The sequence below is a fragment of the Helcococcus kunzii ATCC 51366 genome (genome assembly GCF_000245755.1).
GTDB lineage: Bacteria > Bacillota > Clostridia > Tissierellales > Peptoniphilaceae > Helcococcus > Helcococcus kunzii.
This window is the reverse complement of record NZ_JH601088.1, coordinates 889,973-908,815: the sequence shown is the minus strand read 5'-3', so window position 1 is coordinate 908,815 and position 18,843 is coordinate 889,973. Positions and strand designations below refer to the sequence as shown.

At 26.2% G+C, this 18,843-nt stretch carries 19 protein-coding genes; 16 read left to right on the top strand and 3 right to left on the bottom strand.

Features of this window, described 5'->3' with window-relative positions; translation table 11 throughout:
- Positions 1 to 8 precede the first annotated feature (8 nt).
- From HMPREF9709_RS03990 to miaA, 14 genes are all read left to right on the top strand, one after another.
- A complete protein-coding gene (locus tag HMPREF9709_RS03990; protein ID WP_005398136.1) occupies positions 9 to 461 on the top strand; it encodes an arginine repressor in 453 nt (150 codons plus the stop codon).
- Position 462: 1 nt separating this feature from the next.
- Positions 463 to 2,121 (top strand): DNA repair protein RecN, encoded by a 1,659-nt coding sequence (recN, locus tag HMPREF9709_RS03985; protein ID WP_005398135.1) that lies wholly within the window; start codon positions 463 to 465, stop codon positions 2,119 to 2,121.
- Complete coding sequence (locus HMPREF9709_RS03980; RefSeq protein WP_005398134.1) at positions 2,121 to 2,666, top strand: NUDIX hydrolase; 546 nt, start codon at positions 2,121 to 2,123, stop codon at positions 2,664 to 2,666. The genes recN and HMPREF9709_RS03980 overlap by 1 nt, the downstream gene beginning before the upstream one ends.
- A 1-nt stretch (position 2,667) precedes the next feature.
- Positions 2,668 to 3,288 carry a site-2 protease family protein gene (locus HMPREF9709_RS03975; protein ID WP_005398133.1) on the top strand — a complete coding sequence of 207 codons (621 nt, stop codon included), beginning with the start codon at positions 2,668 to 2,670 and terminating at the stop codon, positions 3,286 to 3,288.
- 8 nt (positions 3,289 to 3,296) lie between these two features.
- The gene (locus HMPREF9709_RS03970; RefSeq protein ID WP_005398132.1) at positions 3,297 to 4,043 is read left to right on the top strand and encodes a segregation and condensation protein A; all 747 of its coding nucleotides are present in this window, start codon (positions 3,297 to 3,299) and stop codon (positions 4,041 to 4,043) included.
- 10 nt (positions 4,044 to 4,053) lie between these two features.
- Positions 4,054 to 4,608: an SMC-Scp complex subunit ScpB gene (gene scpB, locus HMPREF9709_RS03965; protein ID WP_005398131.1), complete on the top strand. Its 555-nt coding sequence runs from the start codon at positions 4,054 to 4,056 to the stop codon at positions 4,606 to 4,608.
- Positions 4,595 to 5,284 carry a pseudouridine synthase gene (locus tag HMPREF9709_RS03960; RefSeq protein WP_050855452.1) on the top strand — a complete coding sequence of 230 codons (690 nt, stop codon included), beginning with the start codon at positions 4,595 to 4,597 and terminating at the stop codon, positions 5,282 to 5,284. The genes scpB and HMPREF9709_RS03960 overlap by 14 nt, the downstream gene beginning before the upstream one ends.
- A gap of 9 nt (positions 5,285 to 5,293) precedes the next feature.
- Positions 5,294 to 5,950, top strand: coding sequence for a (d)CMP kinase (gene cmk, locus HMPREF9709_RS03955; protein WP_005398128.1), 657 nt, complete (start codon positions 5,294 to 5,296; stop codon positions 5,948 to 5,950).
- On the top strand, positions 5,940 to 6,521 hold the full coding sequence (locus tag HMPREF9709_RS03950; protein ID WP_005398127.1) for a lysophospholipid acyltransferase family protein: 582 nt from the start codon (positions 5,940 to 5,942) through the stop codon (positions 6,519 to 6,521). The genes cmk and HMPREF9709_RS03950 overlap by 11 nt, the downstream gene beginning before the upstream one ends.
- Positions 6,522 to 6,670: 149 nt before the next feature.
- A complete protein-coding gene (gene rpsA, locus HMPREF9709_RS03945) occupies positions 6,671 to 7,879 on the top strand; it encodes a 30S ribosomal protein S1 (protein ID WP_005398126.1) in 1,209 nt (402 codons plus the stop codon).
- A 100-nt stretch (positions 7,880 to 7,979) separates the two neighbouring features.
- Positions 7,980 to 8,903: a DMT family transporter gene (locus tag HMPREF9709_RS03940; protein ID WP_005398125.1), complete on the top strand. Its 924-nt coding sequence runs from the start codon at positions 7,980 to 7,982 to the stop codon at positions 8,901 to 8,903.
- Positions 8,904 to 8,910: 7 nt separating this feature from the next.
- Positions 8,911 to 11,520 (top strand): DNA mismatch repair protein MutS, encoded by a 2,610-nt coding sequence (mutS, locus tag HMPREF9709_RS03935; RefSeq protein WP_005398124.1) that lies wholly within the window; start codon positions 8,911 to 8,913, stop codon positions 11,518 to 11,520.
- Positions 11,513 to 13,402 (top strand): DNA mismatch repair endonuclease MutL, encoded by a 1,890-nt coding sequence (mutL, locus tag HMPREF9709_RS03930; RefSeq protein ID WP_005398123.1) that lies wholly within the window; start codon positions 11,513 to 11,515, stop codon positions 13,400 to 13,402. Before mutS ends, mutL begins: the two co-directional genes overlap by 8 nt.
- Positions 13,402 to 14,313, top strand: coding sequence for a tRNA (adenosine(37)-N6)-dimethylallyltransferase MiaA (gene miaA / locus HMPREF9709_RS03925; RefSeq protein ID WP_005398122.1), 912 nt, complete (start codon positions 13,402 to 13,404; stop codon positions 14,311 to 14,313). Before mutL ends, miaA begins: the two co-directional genes overlap by 1 nt.
- Positions 14,314 to 14,553: 240 nt before the next feature.
- Here the strand turns inward: miaA and HMPREF9709_RS03920 are convergent, their stop codons facing one another.
- Both HMPREF9709_RS03920 and yneA read right to left on the bottom strand, forming a co-directional pair.
- A complete protein-coding gene (locus HMPREF9709_RS03920) occupies positions 14,554 to 15,498 on the bottom strand; it encodes a diacylglycerol/lipid kinase family protein (protein WP_005398119.1) in 945 nt (314 codons plus the stop codon).
- Positions 15,499 to 15,547: 49 nt separating this feature from the next.
- Positions 15,548 to 15,841, bottom strand: a complete 294-nt coding sequence (gene yneA / locus HMPREF9709_RS03915; protein WP_005398118.1) for a cell division suppressor protein YneA — start codon at positions 15,839 to 15,841, stop codon at positions 15,548 to 15,550.
- Positions 15,842 to 15,969: 128 nt separating this feature from the next.
- Between yneA and lexA the strand changes: the two genes are divergently transcribed.
- Positions 15,970 to 16,581: a transcriptional repressor LexA gene (lexA, locus tag HMPREF9709_RS03910; RefSeq protein WP_005398117.1), complete on the top strand. Its 612-nt coding sequence runs from the start codon at positions 15,970 to 15,972 to the stop codon at positions 16,579 to 16,581.
- Here the strand turns inward: lexA and HMPREF9709_RS03905 are convergent.
- A complete protein-coding gene (locus HMPREF9709_RS03905; RefSeq protein WP_005398116.1) occupies positions 16,578 to 17,549 on the bottom strand; it encodes a tyrosine recombinase XerC in 972 nt (323 codons plus the stop codon). The genes lexA and HMPREF9709_RS03905 overlap by 4 nt on opposite strands.
- 197 nt (positions 17,550 to 17,746) lie before the next feature.
- Between HMPREF9709_RS03905 and HMPREF9709_RS03900 the strand changes: the two genes are divergently transcribed.
- Entirely contained in the window at positions 17,747 to 18,586 is an 840-nt protein-coding gene (locus HMPREF9709_RS03900; RefSeq protein ID WP_005398115.1) for a DUF368 domain-containing protein, read from the top strand.
- Positions 18,587 to 18,843 lie beyond the last annotated feature (257 nt).

The following is an 18,843-nucleotide window of genomic DNA, read 5'->3' as shown; positions in this document are numbered from 1 at the left end:
GGGGTAAAATGCGCAAATATGATAGACAAAGAATAATTTTATCTTTAATCGAAGATAATATTGTTGAAACACAAGAAGAATTAACACAATTACTTAAAGAGAATGGCATTACAGCAACACAAGCTACAATCTCTAGAGATATTAAAGAACTTAGAATTACTAAAGTTCAAACTGAAAATGGTGTATATAAATATACTGTTATCGACACAATGTATGATACATTAAACGAAAGATACAACAAGATATTTAAAGCATCCATTTTAAGTATTAAAGAACACAAAGGGAAAATTATTATCTCTACTATTTCTTATGCTGCATCTGTAACAGCTCAAGCTTTAGTAAATAAAAAAATAGAAGGCATTGCTTATACTTTAGCAGGTCATGATACTATTTTAGTTGAAGTTGACGAAAATCATGAAGTGAGTGATGTTATTGAAAAAATAAAGGAAACTCTATACTAGAATGTTAATTAATTTGTTCGTAAAGAATTTTGCAATAATTAAAGAACTTAATATTAATTTTTACAAAGGGTTAAATATTTTATCAGGGGAAACAGGATCCGGTAAATCTCTTTTGCTAAAGACTTTATCTATTTTAAAAGGAGAACGATTTAGCAAAGATTTTATCGGAAATTTCTCCGATAAAACCATAATCGAAGCGGTGTTTTCTTCTAATAGCAATGTAAAAAATGTTTTAGAGGAAAATGGGATTGAAGTAGATGAAAATATCATATTAACAAGAATTTTCACACATAATTCATCTATTACAAAAATTAATGGTAGGGCTTGCAATATAAAATTTATGAACCAAATTTCCAGTATGCTTTATGATATACATGGACAACATTCACAATTAATAGTACTAAATAAATCAAACTATATTTCTATAATAGATAAGTTCAATAATAAAACAAAAGAATATAAAAATAATATATCAAAAAACATAAAACTTATTAACGATTTAATAATACAAAAAGACGATTTGAATATTTCAGATGACGAATTAGAAAGAGAGAAGGATTTATTAAATTATCAAATTAATGAAATAGAATCATTTAATTTTGACGATTATGATGAAGAAGCACTAAACAATGAATACAAAAAGTTATCAAATCAATCAGAATTAATTGTTGGTACTAATTCAATAATAAATGCAATTAATGAATCAAATAGATCTCTTTCTTTAAAAGATATGATAAATATAATATATGATAAATTGCAAGATTTGGAAAATTATGATAATCATTTAAAAGACTATTCGAGCGATGCTTTGAATATTAAAGAGCTTATATATGATTTATCAAATAATATTGAAAATTACTCATATACATTAGAGATGGATGATGAAAGAATACAGGTTATTGAAGATATTTTTTCATCTTTCCATGTTTTAAAATTAAAATATGGTAAAACATCTGAAGAAATCCTAGAATATTTAGCTCAAATTAAGAAAAAATATGATAATTTAGTAAATATTGATAAAATAAAGAAAAGTCTTGAAGATCAAATTTTGAAGCTTACTAATGAAAATGTTATAATTTCTGATAAATTAACCAAGATCAGAAAAGAAATTATTAAAGATTTAGAAAAGAAAATTATTTTAGAACTACATGAAATGAATATGCAAAATATTCAATTTGAAATTTCAATAAAGAAAAAAGATAAGATTAATAAAGAAGGTCAGGATGATATTGACTTCTTGATTTCTACAAATAAAGGACAAGAACTAAAAAGTTTAAGCCTTGTATCTTCAGGTGGTGAAATTTCTAGATTTATGCTGGCTCTAAAAGCTGTGTTTGTTACAAATGACGAGATTGATACTATAATTTTTGATGAGATTGACACTGGTATAAGTGGTAAAACAGCAGATATTGTTGGAAACAAATTAAAGAAAATTTCTGATGAATGTCAATTATTAGTAATCTCACATCTTGCTCAAATAGCAAGTAAGGCAGATAATCATTATCTGTTATTTAAAGAAACTAGTGAAAATGCAACTATGACTAATTTAATTCATTTAAATGAAGAAGAGCAAATTAGAGAAATTGCACGATTGATTTCTGGTTCTGATATTACTGATAATAGTCTACAAGCAGCGAAAGAGTTGCTTAAGGAGGAATAATGACTGACAATTTACATATCGAAGAAACTATAAAATCGGAAAAGATTTACGAAGGTAAGATAATAAAAGTTAAAGTTGATACTGTAGAATTATTTAACAGAAGTTATGCAAAGAGAGAAATTGTAGAACATTCTAGAGGTGTAGGTATTGTTGCAATAACTGAAGATAATGAAATATATTTAGTTAAACAATTTAGAAAAGCAATAGAAAAGATAATATATGAAATACCAGCAGGTCTTGTTGATAGTGGGGAAAATGTTACTGATGCTGCTATTAGAGAAGCACAAGAAGAAATTGGTATGAAACCTGGAAGTATGACTTTATTAACGGAAGCTTATGCTTCACCAGGTTTTACTGATGAAATTTTCTCTATATTTTTAGCAAGAGATTTAGAAGAAAATAAACTTGAATTAGATGATACTGAAGAATTAATAGCATTTAAGGTTCCTCTTAAAAAAGCTATCGAGATGGTAGAAAATTTTGAAATTGTTGATGCAAAAAGTATAATAGGTATTCTTTATGCTGCAAGAGAATTAGGAAAGTAATATGTCTCAAATATTAGATATATTAACAACGGCTATCGCGTTACTATTTGTACTAGTTACACATGAAGTAGCTCATGGGGTTGTAGCACTTTGGAATGGCGATGATACAGCTAAAAATAGTGGGAGACTGTCATTAAATCCATTAAAACATTTAGATTTATATGGTACTCTATTTTTAATAGTTTTTAGATTTGGATGGGCTAATCCTGTCCCAATTAATCCAAACAAGTTTAGAAATAGAGGTTTAGGATTATTTACAGTTTCTATAGCAGGAATAGTTGTAAATATTTTTACAGCTTTTATTTTCATGCTTGTATATTTCTACCTAAGTACTCATGGGATTTATTTAGTTTTATCCCTAAGATTAATAATAGAGAAAATAATTATATTTGGTATTTCATTTGCTGTATTTAATTTGATTCCTATTCCACCATTAGATGGAAGTAGGATAATTGCAAGTTTATTACCGGATAAGTATCAAAACTTTATGTTCAAGTATGAAAAATATTCATTTATCTTATTGATAATATTTTTCTCATTAACAAGAAATACATTCCTATCAAGAATAATATCTTCGGTGTATGAATTTATGGTTAATATTGTTTTCAATTTAATTTATTAGAGGTAAAAATGATAAATGTATCTACAGGTGAATTTTTTGGACCGTTTGACTTATTATTAGATCTAATAAAAAAGTCTAAATATGATATTTATGAGATAAAATTATCTGATATCACAAATAAATATATTAAATCTCTAAATGAGTTGGACATACCTTCAGATGAAACTGCAGACTTTATCTTAATAGCTACTCAATTGTTATATCTAAAGACTATTTCTTTAATAAAAGATACTCTTGAGTCTGATGATGAAGATGAAGATATAATATCAGAAGATGAACTTTTAAGAAGACTTATAGAATATAAAAAAATTAAGTCAGTGATTCCTCAATTTAATGAATTATTTGAAGAAGGTAGCTTAAAACACACAAAACTTCAAGATGATTTGTCAAAATACAAAGAAAATTCTGATAATATTGAATACGATATTTCTAAATTGAAGCATTCTTTTGAAGATCTTATAGAAATACTATTAAAAGATGATGTTTTTGAAGTTGACGAAATTATGGATAGAGAAGAATATTCTCTTGAAAAATATAATTCTAAAATAAAACTTAGACTAATTAAAGAAAAAATTATTAGTATAACAAAACTCTTACAAAAAGTTAAAACAAAGTCTGAAGCAATAGTTATATTTTTATCCATTTTAGAATTATCTAAAACAAAAAATCTATTTATTTCACAAGATTCGGAAACGGATGAAATAATAGTTGAAATAAATAATAATTTAGAAAATGTATTGGAAAGTGAAGAATAGTAGAGGCGATATGAATAAAAGAGAGTTAAAATCAATAATTGAATCTTTATTGTTTGTATGGGCTGAACCAATACATATTGATGAGATAATGTCAATTATTGAACAGGATAAAAAAACAACAAGAGAGTTACTAAATGAATTGATGGCAGAGTCTGAACATTTCAGAAGAGGAATTATTATCAATCAACATGATGATTATTTTCAAATGTCTACTAGACCTGATCATGATGTTTATCTAAAGAAATTAGTTAAACAATCAAATAGAAAAATATCTAATTCTGCTATGGAAGTGCTGGCTATTATTGCATATAAGCAACCTGTAACAAGGGTCGAAATTGACAATATAAGAGGTGTAAAATCATATAGCTCTATTGATACATTAAAAGCAAAGGGATTAATAGAGGAAGTAGGAAGATTGGATTCTATTGGTAAACCAATATTATATGGCACAACAATAGAATTTTTAAGTTCATTTAATCTTTCTAGTCTTAAAGATTTACCAGAGATAAAAGATATTGAAAAAATTGAAAGTATTTTAGAGAGTTATGACAGTGAGAATCAATAAATTTCTTGCTGATGCTGGAATTGCATCAAGAAGAAAATCAGAAAAATTAATATTAGATGGTGAAATAAGTGTTAATGGTGAGATTATGACTGATTTAGCATATCAAGTTAAAAATAATGATATCGTGAAATACAAAAACAAAATAGTTAAACCAGTTAATAAAAAATATTATTTAATGTTAAATAAGCCTATTGACTACGCTTGTACAAATTCAAAGAAACACGATGATAAAATAATTTTTGATTTAATTGATATAGACACAAAATTATTTTCTATTGGAAGATTAGATAAAGATAGTAGGGGACTTATTCTAATTACTAATGACGGTGATATATATAATAAGATTATTCATCCTAGAAATGAAATTTTCAAGAGATATATAGTTGAGATTGACCGTGATTTTAGAAAAGAAGATAAATACAAGCTTGAATCAGGTATTGATATTGGTGGATATATCACAACAAAATCAAAAGTTAAAATTTTAAGAAATAAAAAAATACAAATTGAAATTTCCGAAGGAAAAAACAGACAAGTGAGAAGGATGTTTGCGGCATTAGGATATAATGTAATAGACTTAAATAGGATTTCAATTGGTAAAATTAATATGTCTAAACTAGAAATAGGTAAATATAGACATTTAACAAATAATGAATTAAACTATATAAAACAACTTTAAGGAGATACAATGTACAAATCAATCGCAATTGATGGACCATCTGGTTCGGGGAAAAGTACAATTTCAAAAATATTAGCAGACAAAATTAGATTTAACTATCTTGATACTGGTGCAATGTATCGCTCTTATACATATTTTTATCTTTTAAATGGCATAGATGTAAATAATGAAGAAGAAGTAATTAATAACATGAGTAAAATTAATCTAGATATTAAAAATGGAATGTTTTATTTAAATGATAAAAATATTACTAAAGAAATTAGAAGTGAAATAGTTACAAAAAATGTTTCTATGGTATCAAGTTATAAAAAAGTTAGAGAAAATTTGGTTGCCATGCAAAGAAAAATCGCAAAAAAATCAAATATCATTCTTGATGGTAGAGATATAGGAAGCTTTGTTTTAAAAGACGCAGATATAAAGTTTTATTTAACAGCTTCTCCTGAGATAAGAGCAAAAAGAAGAATGAACGATGAAAAAGAACAAAATAATATGAGCTTTGAAGCTATACTTGAGGATATAAAGAGAAGAGACGATTTTGATAGTAATCGAGAAATTACTCCTTTAGTAAAAGCAGAAGATGCAATATTGATTGATAGTTCAGATTTAACAATTAAAGAAGTTGTTGATTTGATGATTAAACATCTGGAGAATAAAAATGTTATATAATATTGCAAAGATAATACTGTATCCTATATTTAAATTAATTAATTTATTTAGGGTAAAAAATAAACCGGCAAATATTCCAAACAAAAATTTAATAATTTGTGCAAATCATAAGTCTAATCTAGATCCTTTGATGGTTGCACTAGTTGTAGATGAAAAAGTAAATTTCATGGCGAAAAAAGAATTATTTAAAAATAATTTTTTTGCAGCTTTGTTAAGGAAATTATATGCTTTTCCTGTCGATAGAGGAAATAGTGATATTGAATCAATAAGAACAGCAATGTCTAGATTAAAAGAAGGTAAAATCCTAGGAATATTTCCTGAAGGGACGAGAATAAAACGCCCTGAAGATATTAAGCGTGAAAACTTTAATGATGGTATAGCAATGATTGCTACAAGAACAAATTCTGATATTTTGCCTTTAGAAATTAAAGGTGATTATAAATTATTTGGTAAAGTAGAAATAGTATATAAAGACATTATTAAGATAGAAGATTTTAAAAGTATTTCAAATAAAAAAGAACAATATGAAAAAATTGTAGATGAAATATATAATAGAATCTATAATAGTTAAAAAAAAGTAACAAAAAATCTAAAGATTAGATTTTCAGTAAAAAAATTTGTAAAATGTTAAATATATTTTGCAAATTTTTTATTTTTAATATAAAATAGAATCAAATGTATAGTACACTATGCATGCATATTTAGGAGGAAGTCAAGTAAATGGATAATATTAGTAATGAAGAATTTATGGAACAAGTTGAAGAAAGCATGGTAAAAATTTACCCTAAAGATATTGTTAAGGGTATTGTTATCAACGTAAAAGAAGATGAAGTTTTTGTTGATATTAAATATCGTGCAGATGGTATCATTAAGACAGATGAAATGTCTGAAGAAGAAGCTGCAGACCCATTAAAAGCATTCACAATCGGTGATGAAATTGATGTGTATGTTATTAAACTAGATGATGGAGAAGGAAATGTTTCTTTATCAACAAGTAGAGTTGAAGGACTAAAAAACTGGAAGAAATTAATGGATGCCTATGAAAATGGAGAAGTTGTAAAATCTTCTGTAAAAGGTTCAAATTCCGGTGGTTTAGTTGTTAAAGTTATGGGAATCAATGGTTTTATACCAGCTTCACAAATTACAACTTATTTCGTAAAGAATTTTGATCAATATATTGGTAAAGAATTAGATACAAAAGTAATCAATATAGATGAAAAGAAAAAGAGAGTTGTTTTATCAAGCAGAGCTCTACAAGAAGAAAAACTTGACACTGTATGGGAAACACTTATCCCTGATGCAATTGTAACTGGTAAAGTTGTAAGAATGGTTGACTTTGGAGCATTTGTAGACTTGGGTGGTGTTGACGGATTAATTCATATCTCAGATATTTCATGGGATAGAATTGAAAAGCCTTCTGATGCATTAGAAGTTGGACAAGAAGTAGAAGTTAAAATCTTAAAAGCAAATAGAGAAAAGAACAGAGTTTCTCTAGGATTGAAACAATTAACAGAAAAACCATTTGATGTTTTCTTAAACAATCATAAAGTTGGAGATGTTGTTGAAGGTGAAGTTGTTAACTTATTAGACTTTGGTGCATTCTTAAAATTAAAAGAAGGCGTAGAAGGTCTAGTACATGTGTCACAAATCAGCACTGAACATGTTGAAAAACCATCTGACGTATTAAACGTTGGTGACAAAATGGAAGTTAAAATTCTTGAAATCGATGAAGAAAATCAAAGAATTTCTTTAAGTAAAAGAGCTTTAATGGAACCAAAACAAACTGAAAAAGAAAACAAAGTTAATTCTGAAAAGAAACAAGCACCAAGAAAAAATAACAATGTAAAAAATACACCTAAAGTAGAAGAAGAAAATACTTTTGGATCAAATATTGGTGACTTACTAGATGAATTAAATTTAGAAGACTAATTTATTAGAATTGTAAAAAAGGGGCTGTTGCAAAATAACTAACGATGGTTGTTTTATAGCAGCTTTTTTTTAATTTATAGAAAAATTAAGGAGATAATTAATGTCAAATATACTAAAGAAGAAGCCCATAGCATATTTAATATCAATTTTTTGTATGTTTTTATGGGGTTCAGCATTCCCAACAATTAAACTTACTTATGGAGAACTTAATATTGGTAAAGGTGATTATTTCTCTATGATATTTGTTGCTGGCTTAAGATTTTTTCTAGCTGGTGTAATTGTTTTTATTTTAATGCTTATATTTGATAATAAAAGTAAAATAGAATTTAAGATAAAATTTTGGAAACTATTGGTTTTATCACTAATAGTTACAACTTTTGGTTATCTATTTTTCTATATAGGTACTGGAAACACTTCAGGTATGAAGTCTGCATTAATTACTTCTTTATCTACATTTTTAGTAGTTATTTTTTCACATTATTTTTTACAAGATGAAAGATTTAATCGATATAAATTTATTGCTATTATATTAGGTATTTTAGGAGTAATAATAACAAATATTGACAAAGAATTTAATCTAATTTTTACATTAACTGGTGAAGGATTTATGTTAATAAATTCTATATTAAATGCAATGGGGACAATTTATGTAAAAAAATACTTAAATAAAGTTTCTCCGTTTGTCGTTTCTTCATCACAATTTTTATTTGGATCAATATTTTTGATAATAATAGGGTATTTTGGTATGCCAACTAATTTAGTATTCACACCAAAATCAGTAATATTGATAATTTACGCTTCACTTATTTCTTCAATTGCATTTACGCTTTGGTATTTTATATTAAAACAATATAAAGCAAGTGAAATAGCATTCTTAAGATTATTTATTCCATTTTTCGGTACATTTTTAAGTGCAATTGTGTTAGGAGAAAATTTAAGTTTTTCAATACTTATCGGGTTGGTATTTGTAATTTTAGGTATTATAATAATTAATAGAAATAAAACATTGATAGAAAAAAAGTAGGTATTTTATGAAATCAATAGACATAAATAAATTAACACCGATGATGCAACAATATATGAAAATTAAACAACAGAATATGGATAAAATACTGTTCTACAGATTGGGTGATTTTTATGAAATGTTTTTTGATGATGCAAAAATTGCTTCTAAAGAATTGGAATTAGTACTAACAGGTAGGGAATGTGGTCTTGATGAAAAAGCACCTATGTGTGGTATACCTCATCATTCTGCAAATTCTTATATAAATAGATTAGTATCTAAGGGGTACAAAGTAGCAATTGTAGAACAAGTAGAAGATCCAAGCCAAGCAAAGGGGATAGTAAAAAGATCAGTCGTTAAAATTATTTCCCCAGGTATGCAAATTGATTTAGATGGGAAAAATGCTGACAATAATTTCCTTTTAAGTATTTATATAGATAAAAATTCTACAGGAATATCATATATTGATATATCAACAGGAGAATTTAATACGACAGAAATCTTAAATTCCACCAATATCGAAAGGGATATTTTGGACTTTATTTCTAAAGTAAGCCCAAAAGAAATTGTCACAAATAATAAAATTGAATTAAAAGGCTTGAACAACCATATTGAACAAAATAATATATATTTAACATTAATTGATGAAAAATATAATGATATAAAAATTGAAAGAAATAATATAAAAAGAAAAATTAGACGATTCAATAATAGTATTTTCAAGGATAAATATTTTTCAATTTTATCTAGCTCAATTCTATTAGACTATGTCTATCTATTTGTTGAAAATGATTTAAATCACATTGACGAATTAAAATATATTGAAAATAACAATTTTGTAAAAATTGATGCTAGTACTAGACAAAATTTAGAGATTCACAAAAATCTATATGATAATACAAAAACAAATACATTGCTGAATGTATTGGATAATGCAAATACACCAATGGGATCTAGAAAGATTAACTCTTGGCTAGAATTTCCTCTACTTGATAAAAATAAGATTAATGAAAGACTTGAATGTGTTGACTTTTTAGTACAAAATACAGATTTATCAAGTCAAATATCAGATATCTTAGATGAAATATATGATTTAGAGAGAATACTAAGTAAGGTTTCTTATCAAAATGCAAATGGTAGAGATTTACTTAATTTTAGAAATTCAATTTCTAAACTTCCATTATTTAAGGATTTATTGTTAAATACTAACAATAAACATTTTTCTAAAATAGGGGAAAGATTTGATGCATTAAAAGATTTACATGATTTAATTGAAAAATCTATTAGAGAAGATGTAGATCAAAATATAACAGAAGGAAATTTAATAAAAGAAGGTTATAATAAGGAGTTAGATGATTTAAGGGCTTCTTCTATAATTGGCAACAAAAAATTAATTGAATATGAAAAATCTGAAAGAGAAAGGACTGGCATTCCTAAATTAAAAGTCAGTTTTAATAAAAATGTCGGTTATTTTATTGAATTGACAAGTTCTTACCGCGATAAAGCTCCTGATAACTATATTAGAAGACAAACACTGAAAAATTCAGAAAGGTTTATTACTGATGAATTAAATGAAATCGCTGATATGATTTTAAGTAGTAGTAACGAAACCATGGATTTAGAATATCAATTATTTAATGAAATACGAGAAACTGTTGCGCATAACTCTACACGAATTAAGGAAAGTACAGATATTATAGCTACAATAGATGCTCTTAATTCTTTTGCTAGAGTTGCATTAAAAAATAATTATTGTAGACCTATTTTTAATAGTGAAAATTATATTTCAATTTCAAAAGGTAGACATCCTGTGGTTGAGCAAACAATGGATGAGAATCAATTTATTGCAAATGATACATTGATTGGAAGAAAAAATAAAACTATTCAAATTATTACTGGGCCAAATATGGCGGGTAAATCCACCTATATGAGACAAGTTGCATTAATTGTATTGATGTCGCAAATTGGTTCTTATGTACCTGCTGATAGCTGCGATATATCTATATCAGATGCAATCTTTACAAGAATAGGTGCCTCTGATAATTTAGCTAAAGGTGATTCGACATTTATGGTTGAAATGAAGGAAATGTCCAATATCATTAAAAATGCAACAGAAAATAGTTTTGTTATCCTTGATGAAGTGGGTAGGGGAACAAGCACATATGATGGATATAGTATTGCTAAGTCAATAATTGAGTATATTAGTAAAAACATTAATTGTAAAACTTTATTTGCAACCCATTATCATGAATTAACAGATTTGGAAGATAGTATGGAAAATGTTGAAAATCTAAAGGTTGAAATTTATGAAGAAAAAGATAATATTGTTTTTCTTAGAAAAATAGTTAGAGGAAAGACAGATAGATCCTATGGGATTGAAGTTGCAAAATTATCTGGACTCCCAGATGAGATATTATTTAGAGCAAATGTAATACTAAGTAGTTTAGATAAAAATATTTTAGAAGAAAACAAACAACTTAGTTTTGCATCAGTAAATGAAGATAATGAAAATGAAATCAAGAGAGATTTAATAATCAAAGAGTTAAAATCAATTGATATTGATAATTTAACTCCTATGGATGCATTGCAATTAATTAACAGTTTCAAAAATAAAGCTAAGGATATTACAGATGATTAAAGTATTAAGTGAAGATACAATTCAAAAAATTGCTGCTGGTGAAGTTGTAGAAAGACCTGCTTCAGTTGTTAAAGAATTAGTTGAAAATTCAATTGATGCAGGCTCAACAAATATTGTCGTTGAAATAAATAATGGTGGTAAATCATACATTAAAGTCAGTGACAATGGACATGGAATAGATAAGGATGATATTGAGCTTGCTTTTAAAAGACACGCTACATCAAAAATTGAATCATTTGAAGATCTTTATAAAATTTACTCTATGGGTTTTAGAGGTGAAGCTTTAGCATCAATTGTTTCAGTATCTAGACTAACTATGAGAACTAAAACTGAAAAAGATGTAGTTGGTACTATGGTAAAATATGACAATAATAAATTAATTTCAACTGAAAGTGTCGGTATGAACACAGGTACAATTATTGAGATATTTGATATATTTAATTATTTACCAGCAAGAAAAAAATTTCTTGCCTCAGATATTACTGAAGCAAATAAGATAACAAATTTGATGTATTCTTTTGCCATTGGACATCCAGAGATATCTTTTACTTATATAAAAGATAATAGAGAGATGTTTAGGACTATAGCAGAAGATTCAAAAAAATCTAATTATGAAACTCTATTTGGCAGGGATTTTGTGAAAAATTCAATAGAATTAGATATAAAATCAGATAATTACAAAATAGATGGCACTATTTCTAATAATAAATTTTATAAAGGAAATAGATCAATGCAATTTATTTATGTGAATGGTAGATATATTGAAAATGAACAAATTGTTGAAGCGATTGAAAATGCATATAACAATTTAATTCCAGCGGGAAGATTTCCACTATTTGATATTAAAATAGAGGTTAGTCCTGACCTTATAGATATCAATATTCACCCAAATAAACAAAAAATTAAATTTTCATTTTCAGAGCAATTGTTTGATTTATTAAATAAGAAAATCACAGAATTACTGTATTTAAGTGATGAAAATAAAAATATTTCTTTAAAAGAAAAAGATAATAAAGTGCGTTTTTATGAATTAAACCATGGTGATGGCTACAAAAATATACTAGATATATTTAAAAATGATAGTCAGCCAAAAACAGATGATTCTAAAGTAGTCGATAAAGATAATACTACTTCAGACGCAACAAATTCGCCTATAATCGATTTTAGAGAAATAGACGATAAACTTAGCGATGAAAAAATTAATTGTGTTAAAAACGAAAATAAACCTTATATTGTAAATGATACTACCTATGATTTTGAAAATCTAAAACAAGAAGAAGTTTCAGATTTAAATGAAAAAAATGATAAAGAACAAATAAAATTTATTGATGAAAAATTAATCTTCAAGACTATATTATTTAATAAGTATATTTTATTTGAAAATAATTCTGAAAAAAAATTAGTATTTGTAGATATTGTGAGAGCAAATGAGAGAATATTATTTGATAGGGAAATGAAGAAAGAAAATATAGTATCGCAAAAATTATTAGAACCTATAATAATAAATCTTACAAAGAAAGAACTAGATATTTTCGAACAAAATAAAGAGAGTTTTGAATCTATAGGTTATGAAATAGATTTATTCTCAAATAATGCAATTATCATAAGACAAGTTCCATATTTCTTAGATAAGCCTGGGGATAAAACCTACTTTTTAGAATTGTTTGATGAAATATCTAATAAAAATTCTGATAAAACAAAAGAATACTTACTCAGAAAGACATTATCACTTTCAATAAATAAAAACACAAATTTATCAGAAATTGAATCCGAAACTTTATATAAAGAATTACTAAAAACAACTAATCCAAATACTTCACCACATGGAAATCCAATTATTTTCAATATAGATTATGATGTATTTATGAGGTTATTAAAATAATGAATGATGTAATAATAATTTCCGGACCTACAGCTGTTGGAAAAACAAGTTTGTCCATTCAAATTGCAAAACAATTAAATACTGAAATAATCTCAGCTGACTCGATGCAAATATATAAACATATGGATATTGGAACGGCAAAGATTAAAGATAGCGAAATGGATGGTATAAAACATCATCTAATTGATATAATAGAACCTGATGAAAACTATTCTGTGCATGATTTTCAAAAATCCGCTTACAGAATAATTGAAGAAATGTTAAAAAATAATAAGATTCCAGTTATTGTTGGTGGAACAGGATTATATTTAGATTCTCTTATCTATGATTATGACTTTATCAATGTAAAACCTGATTATGAATTAAGGAAAAAATTAGAAGAAGAGTATTCTAAAAATCCTCAAACTTTATTAGATAAAGTATATAGTATTAACTATGAAAATTATTCACATTTAAATATTAAAGATAAAAAGAAATTAATTCGTGCTATAGAAGTATTTGAAAAATCAGGTAAACTTATCAATTATGATAGGGAGAAATCTATTAAAGATATTAACTATCATTTATTTGTTTTAACAAATGATAGAAAAATAATCTATGATAGAATAAACAAGCGTGTTGATATAATGATAGAAAGTGGTCTTATAGATGAGGTGAAATCTCTATTGGAAGACGGAGTAGATCCAAACTCTCAATCCATGAAAGCAATAGGGTATAGAGAAGTCATTTCATATTTAAATAATGAATACACTTATGAAGAAATGATAGATAAATTAAAACAAAACTCTAGGCATTATGCTAAAAGACAACTTACTTGGTTTAGAAGAAATGAATACTCTCAATGGCTGGATGTATCTAAATATAATGAAAATAAAATGATAAAATATATTCTTAGTTCTGTAAATGACTAAATTAATAAATCTGCTTTGAAAAAAATTTAATTAATTCAAAGCAGATTTTTGTTAAATTATTTTAAATTTGAAATAATAAGATTTTTAAAATCGTTATAATCCATTGGTGAATAATCTTCTAATTTTATATTTTCAGAAGTTTGTTGAAATACATAATTTTCTTTTACTATAAATCTTCCTTGAAAAGCTCCAACTATGTAGTAGTTATTTTTATATTCTTTTAAAAATAGAAAGTAATCATTATTTGAACTTAAAAATCCCCAAATTTAATTGTTCAGGTAAAATCTTAAAATTGACTTCCTTAAATTCTTCAATATTTCCGTCAATATTTCCGATAAATGTTGAGTTATCTTTTCTCTTGTATTTACCCGAAATAACTTTATAGTTTCTACTTTCTTTAACTGAAAGATGTCTATGATCTTTATATAAAGAGATTACTCTTAATAATTTAGATATACTTACATACTCTACTGCATTAACATCTGCTATACCATCTGTTATAGAAGCGTATGGGGCAGGGTTAAATCCACCACCATAGTATTTTCCATTGCATATAGCTGTTAGCATATATTCTTTTTCGCCTTGTACTATTTCACCATTATCCATAATAAGTTCATATTCAAAATTGTATTTTTGGATTTTATTTAATGTAAATATGACGCCTAACATAAATGATAAACTACCTAAAGCGGGAAAATTTTCTTTTATTTGTAATGATTTTTTTAAAACGATGCTTTCATAACCAAATGATGCAACATTTATAGAAACTTTTTCGTTTATTTTTAATAAATCTATTTTTTCAATTTTTATATTTTCAATATTATCTAGTATTTCATCAAATTTTAATTTACCGTAGACAGTTTTAGAAAAATCATTACCTGTACCATTAGGTAAAAAAGAGAAATTAATATTTGTATGATATACTTGATTTACTGCTTCGCTTATAGAACCGTCTCCACCGACTATTATTAATAAAGATTGTTCACTATTATTATTTTCCGCAAATTTTTTTGATTCATTACTAATGCTGTATTTATCCTTAGATAATATTATTTCAAATCTTTTATTGATATTATTTTTAAATATGTCATTAAATTTTTTAGATATTTTGTTTTCAATTTTTTTATAGTTATTACTCTTTGTACTTATTATAATAAGTATCTTTTTAAATTCCGTTAAATGCATAATTACCTCTAATATATATTAACATATATTAGAGGTAATTATTTAAAAATTAGTATGTTGGAACTTTAATTTGATCTCCAGGATAAATATCTGATTCATCGATATTGTTTAACTCTTTAATCTCATAAATTATTTCTCTAAGATCTCTATCTGAATCAACATTTTTTGCGATATCCCATAAAGTATCACCGTAATCAACAGTAATAGTTTTTTCTTCTGATTTTCCTTCTACAAATGGGTGAGAGCCCATAGTTGTAAAGAATAGTGTAAATAATATAACTAATAAAGCACTTAAAATTATAAATCTATTAAATTTTTTTTGATCTTTAACTCTGAATTTCATTTTTCACCTCTCAAACAAATGTTCTTTAGCTATAATATATCAGAACATCTGTTCTATGTCAAGAGAAAAAGAACATTTGTTTTTATTTTTTAAATTTGATATAATTTGATTAAACAGAGGAGGTAAAAATGTTAAATGAACGACAAGAAAAAGTACTAGAGTTTTTAATAGACTATATCAGCAAAAATCAATTCCCACCTTCAGTTAGAGATATATGTGCTGGTGTAGGTATAAAGTCAACTTCAACTGCAAATGGAGATTTAAATAAATTAGAAAAATATGGTTATATAAAAAGAGGTAGTCAAACAAGTAGATCAATTGAAATAGTAAAAGATTTATATGGTTCAACTAGAAATCAAGAAGAAACAATTGATGTACCGATAGTTGGTAAAGTATCTGCCGGACAGCCTATCACAGCAATAGAAAATATTGAATTTTATTTTCCTATACCAAGCTATTACTCTAAACAAGGAGAATTGTTTATGCTTGAGATAAGTGGTGAATCTATGATTGAAGCTGGTATACTTGATGGAGATAAGGTATTAGTTAAGAAAACTAATGCAGCTGAACATGGTGAAATTGTAATAGCTCTAATCGATGATGAAGCTACCTGTAAAAGATTATATAATAAAAATGGTCAGGTAATGTTAGTTCCTGAAAACTCTACAATGAAACCAATTATACCTGACAATTTAACAATACTTGGAAAAGTTATATCACTATTTAGAGAAAATGTTTAGTCATCCATTTTAATATCATTTAGTGGATTAACATCAATAGCCTTTTTTACACTATCATCGACTACATGAGTATATATTTGTGTAGTCGCTACTGATGTGTGTCCCAACACCTTTTGTAGTGTCCTGATATCAACACCTTCACGATACATTAATGTAGCAGCAGTATGCCTTAATTTATGTGTTGAATATCTTGTAGTATCAAAACCTGCAAGAGCTAAATACTTATCAATCATATGCTGTATAGCTCTATTACTCATTCGTTGTTTTCTATTACTTAAAAATAAGGCTTTTTCATCCTCTACATCAGGTCTAACATCAAGATAAGCATCCACGGCGTATTTACATGCCTCAGTCATGTATACATGTCTTTCCTTATCACCTTTACCAATGACAGAAAATTCCATATCATTTATACTATCTAAATTCATACTTGATAATTCTGATAATCTCAATCCTGTAGTTAAAAAAATTAAAACAATGGAAAAATCTCTATATCTTAAAAATATATTTTTTTCTTTACTTATAGTATTTAATAATTTTTTTGACTCATCTAAAGTAAGATAAATAGGATTTCTCTTCTTTGTCTTTGGTGTTTCAAGCTCTAAAGTGGGATTTTCATCAAGCTTTTTAGATATATTATTAAGATATTTATAAAAAGTTCTAAGACTTGATATTTTTCTAGCCCTTGTAGTTGTACTATTATCTCTATCTGTATCACGATAAGATATATAGCTATGTAAATCTATGATATCTATTCCTTTTAAATCTTGTTCACGTAATTTTCTAATATTTATATCCTCAATTTTAGTACCATCTTCAAAATCAAGTAAATTCAATCTATATGTCATATATTTTAAATATAATCTGATATCATAATAGTATTCATTTACAGTGTTTTGAGATAGACCCTTAATTGTTTTTATATAATTAATAAAATCTGTTAAAAAAACAGGAGTGTCTTTATCCATGTCATATCCTTTCTACTACTAGTAATATTATATCGTGAAATCAAAAAATTTAAAATAGCTTAATATTTTCCGCACATTCATTAGAATAAACATAAAATAAAAAAATAAAAATATTCTAATATTTTACCATTTTACTTTTCAGTTATGATATAATAATCTAGTCTTATAAATAATATAAGCTTTAATTGGAGGTTAAATTGAAAAATACAGAAAATAATTCCTCACAATCATGGTTACTAAGATTTGTGAAGGGGATGTTTATTGGATCAGGATTTATCATACCAGGAGTAAGTGGTGGTGCATTAGCTGCGATCTTTGGTCTATATGAAAGAATAATTGGATTTTTAGCAAATATTAGAAAAAATTTCGTAGAAAATGTTAAATTTTTTATACCAGTAGGTTTAGGTGGATTAGCAGGTATTGTTTTACTATCATTTGGAGTTTCATATGTTTTAGAAAACTATGCGACAATTGTTAGATGGTTTTTCGTTGGTTGTATTGTCGGTACAGCACCAGCATTATGGAGTGAAGCGGGTAAAGAGGGGAGAGATAAAACAGATTATATCGTTATGGTACTTTCATTTATCTTTGGATTTGTTTTACTTGTATTTGGTCAACAATTATTCCAAGGAAGTGTACCAGCAAACTTCTTTACATGGTTTATATCAGGAGCATTGATCTCACTTGGTGTACTTGTTCCAGGATTAAGTCCATCAAACTTTATACTATACATGGGACTATATCAAAAAATGTCAGACGGATTTAAATCACTTGATATGGGAGTAATTATACCAATAGGAATAGGTGCAATAGTAACTATAATTTTATTATCAAAATTTATAGAAAAAATATTTAAAACACATTATAGTAAATTCTTCCATTTTATTGTGGGGATAGTTGCAGCATCTACAGTAATTATAATACCTACAGACTATGCAGGATTTGCATTTGTACAATATGCTTTATGTGTAGCAACATTAGCAGGTGGTATATTATTAGGCTGGTGGATGTCAAAACTAGAAGAAAAATATAAATAATATTAATGTAAATGAGAAGTTGGGTGTTATATCTAGCTTCTTTTTTTATGTGTGTTATAAAGGGGTTTGAGAATATCTTATTAATATAAATAAAAGAACCAAGAATTAATTTTAAGTTATTTTTACACTGTTAAGTTTAAAGTAGGGCGATATAGTCTCTATGAAATAAAAATAAAAGGCAATAAATTGAAATGTAAATTTTGTCACAAAATAATAATTTTGTGACAAAGTATATCTTTTAAATCCGAAATATGATC

Coding starts and splice junctions, on each gene's coding strand:
- scpB (WP_005398131.1), top strand. CDS start 4,054: ATGAATAAAAGAGAGTTAAAATCAATAATTGAATCTTTATTGTTTGTA.
- HMPREF9709_RS03990 (WP_005398136.1), top strand. CDS start 9: ATGCGCAAATATGATAGACAAAGAATAATTTTATCTTTAATCGAAGAT.
- lexA (WP_005398117.1), top strand. CDS start 15,970: ATGTTAAATGAACGACAAGAAAAAGTACTAGAGTTTTTAATAGACTAT.
- miaA (WP_005398122.1), top strand. CDS start 13,402: ATGAATGATGTAATAATAATTTCCGGACCTACAGCTGTTGGAAAAACA.
- HMPREF9709_RS03950 (WP_005398127.1), top strand. CDS start 5,940: ATGTTATATAATATTGCAAAGATAATACTGTATCCTATATTTAAATTA.
- yneA (WP_005398118.1), bottom strand. CDS start 15,841: ATGAAATTCAGAGTTAAAGATCAAAAAAAATTTAATAGATTTATAATT.
- recN (WP_005398135.1), top strand. CDS start 463: ATGTTAATTAATTTGTTCGTAAAGAATTTTGCAATAATTAAAGAACTT.
- HMPREF9709_RS03920 (WP_005398119.1), bottom strand. CDS start 15,498: ATGCATTTAACGGAATTTAAAAAGATACTTATTATAATAAGTACAAAG.
- HMPREF9709_RS03975 (WP_005398133.1), top strand. CDS start 2,668: ATGTCTCAAATATTAGATATATTAACAACGGCTATCGCGTTACTATTT.
- rpsA (WP_005398126.1), top strand. CDS start 6,671: ATGGATAATATTAGTAATGAAGAATTTATGGAACAAGTTGAAGAAAGC.
- mutL (WP_005398123.1), top strand. CDS start 11,513: ATGATTAAAGTATTAAGTGAAGATACAATTCAAAAAATTGCTGCTGGT.
- HMPREF9709_RS03940 (WP_005398125.1), top strand. CDS start 7,980: ATGTCAAATATACTAAAGAAGAAGCCCATAGCATATTTAATATCAATT.
- cmk (WP_005398128.1), top strand. CDS start 5,294: ATGTACAAATCAATCGCAATTGATGGACCATCTGGTTCGGGGAAAAGT.
- HMPREF9709_RS03980 (WP_005398134.1), top strand. CDS start 2,121: ATGACTGACAATTTACATATCGAAGAAACTATAAAATCGGAAAAGATT.
- HMPREF9709_RS03905 (WP_005398116.1), bottom strand. CDS start 17,549: ATGGATAAAGACACTCCTGTTTTTTTAACAGATTTTATTAATTATATA.
- mutS (WP_005398124.1), top strand. CDS start 8,911: ATGAAATCAATAGACATAAATAAATTAACACCGATGATGCAACAATAT.
- HMPREF9709_RS03970 (WP_005398132.1), top strand. CDS start 3,297: ATGATAAATGTATCTACAGGTGAATTTTTTGGACCGTTTGACTTATTA.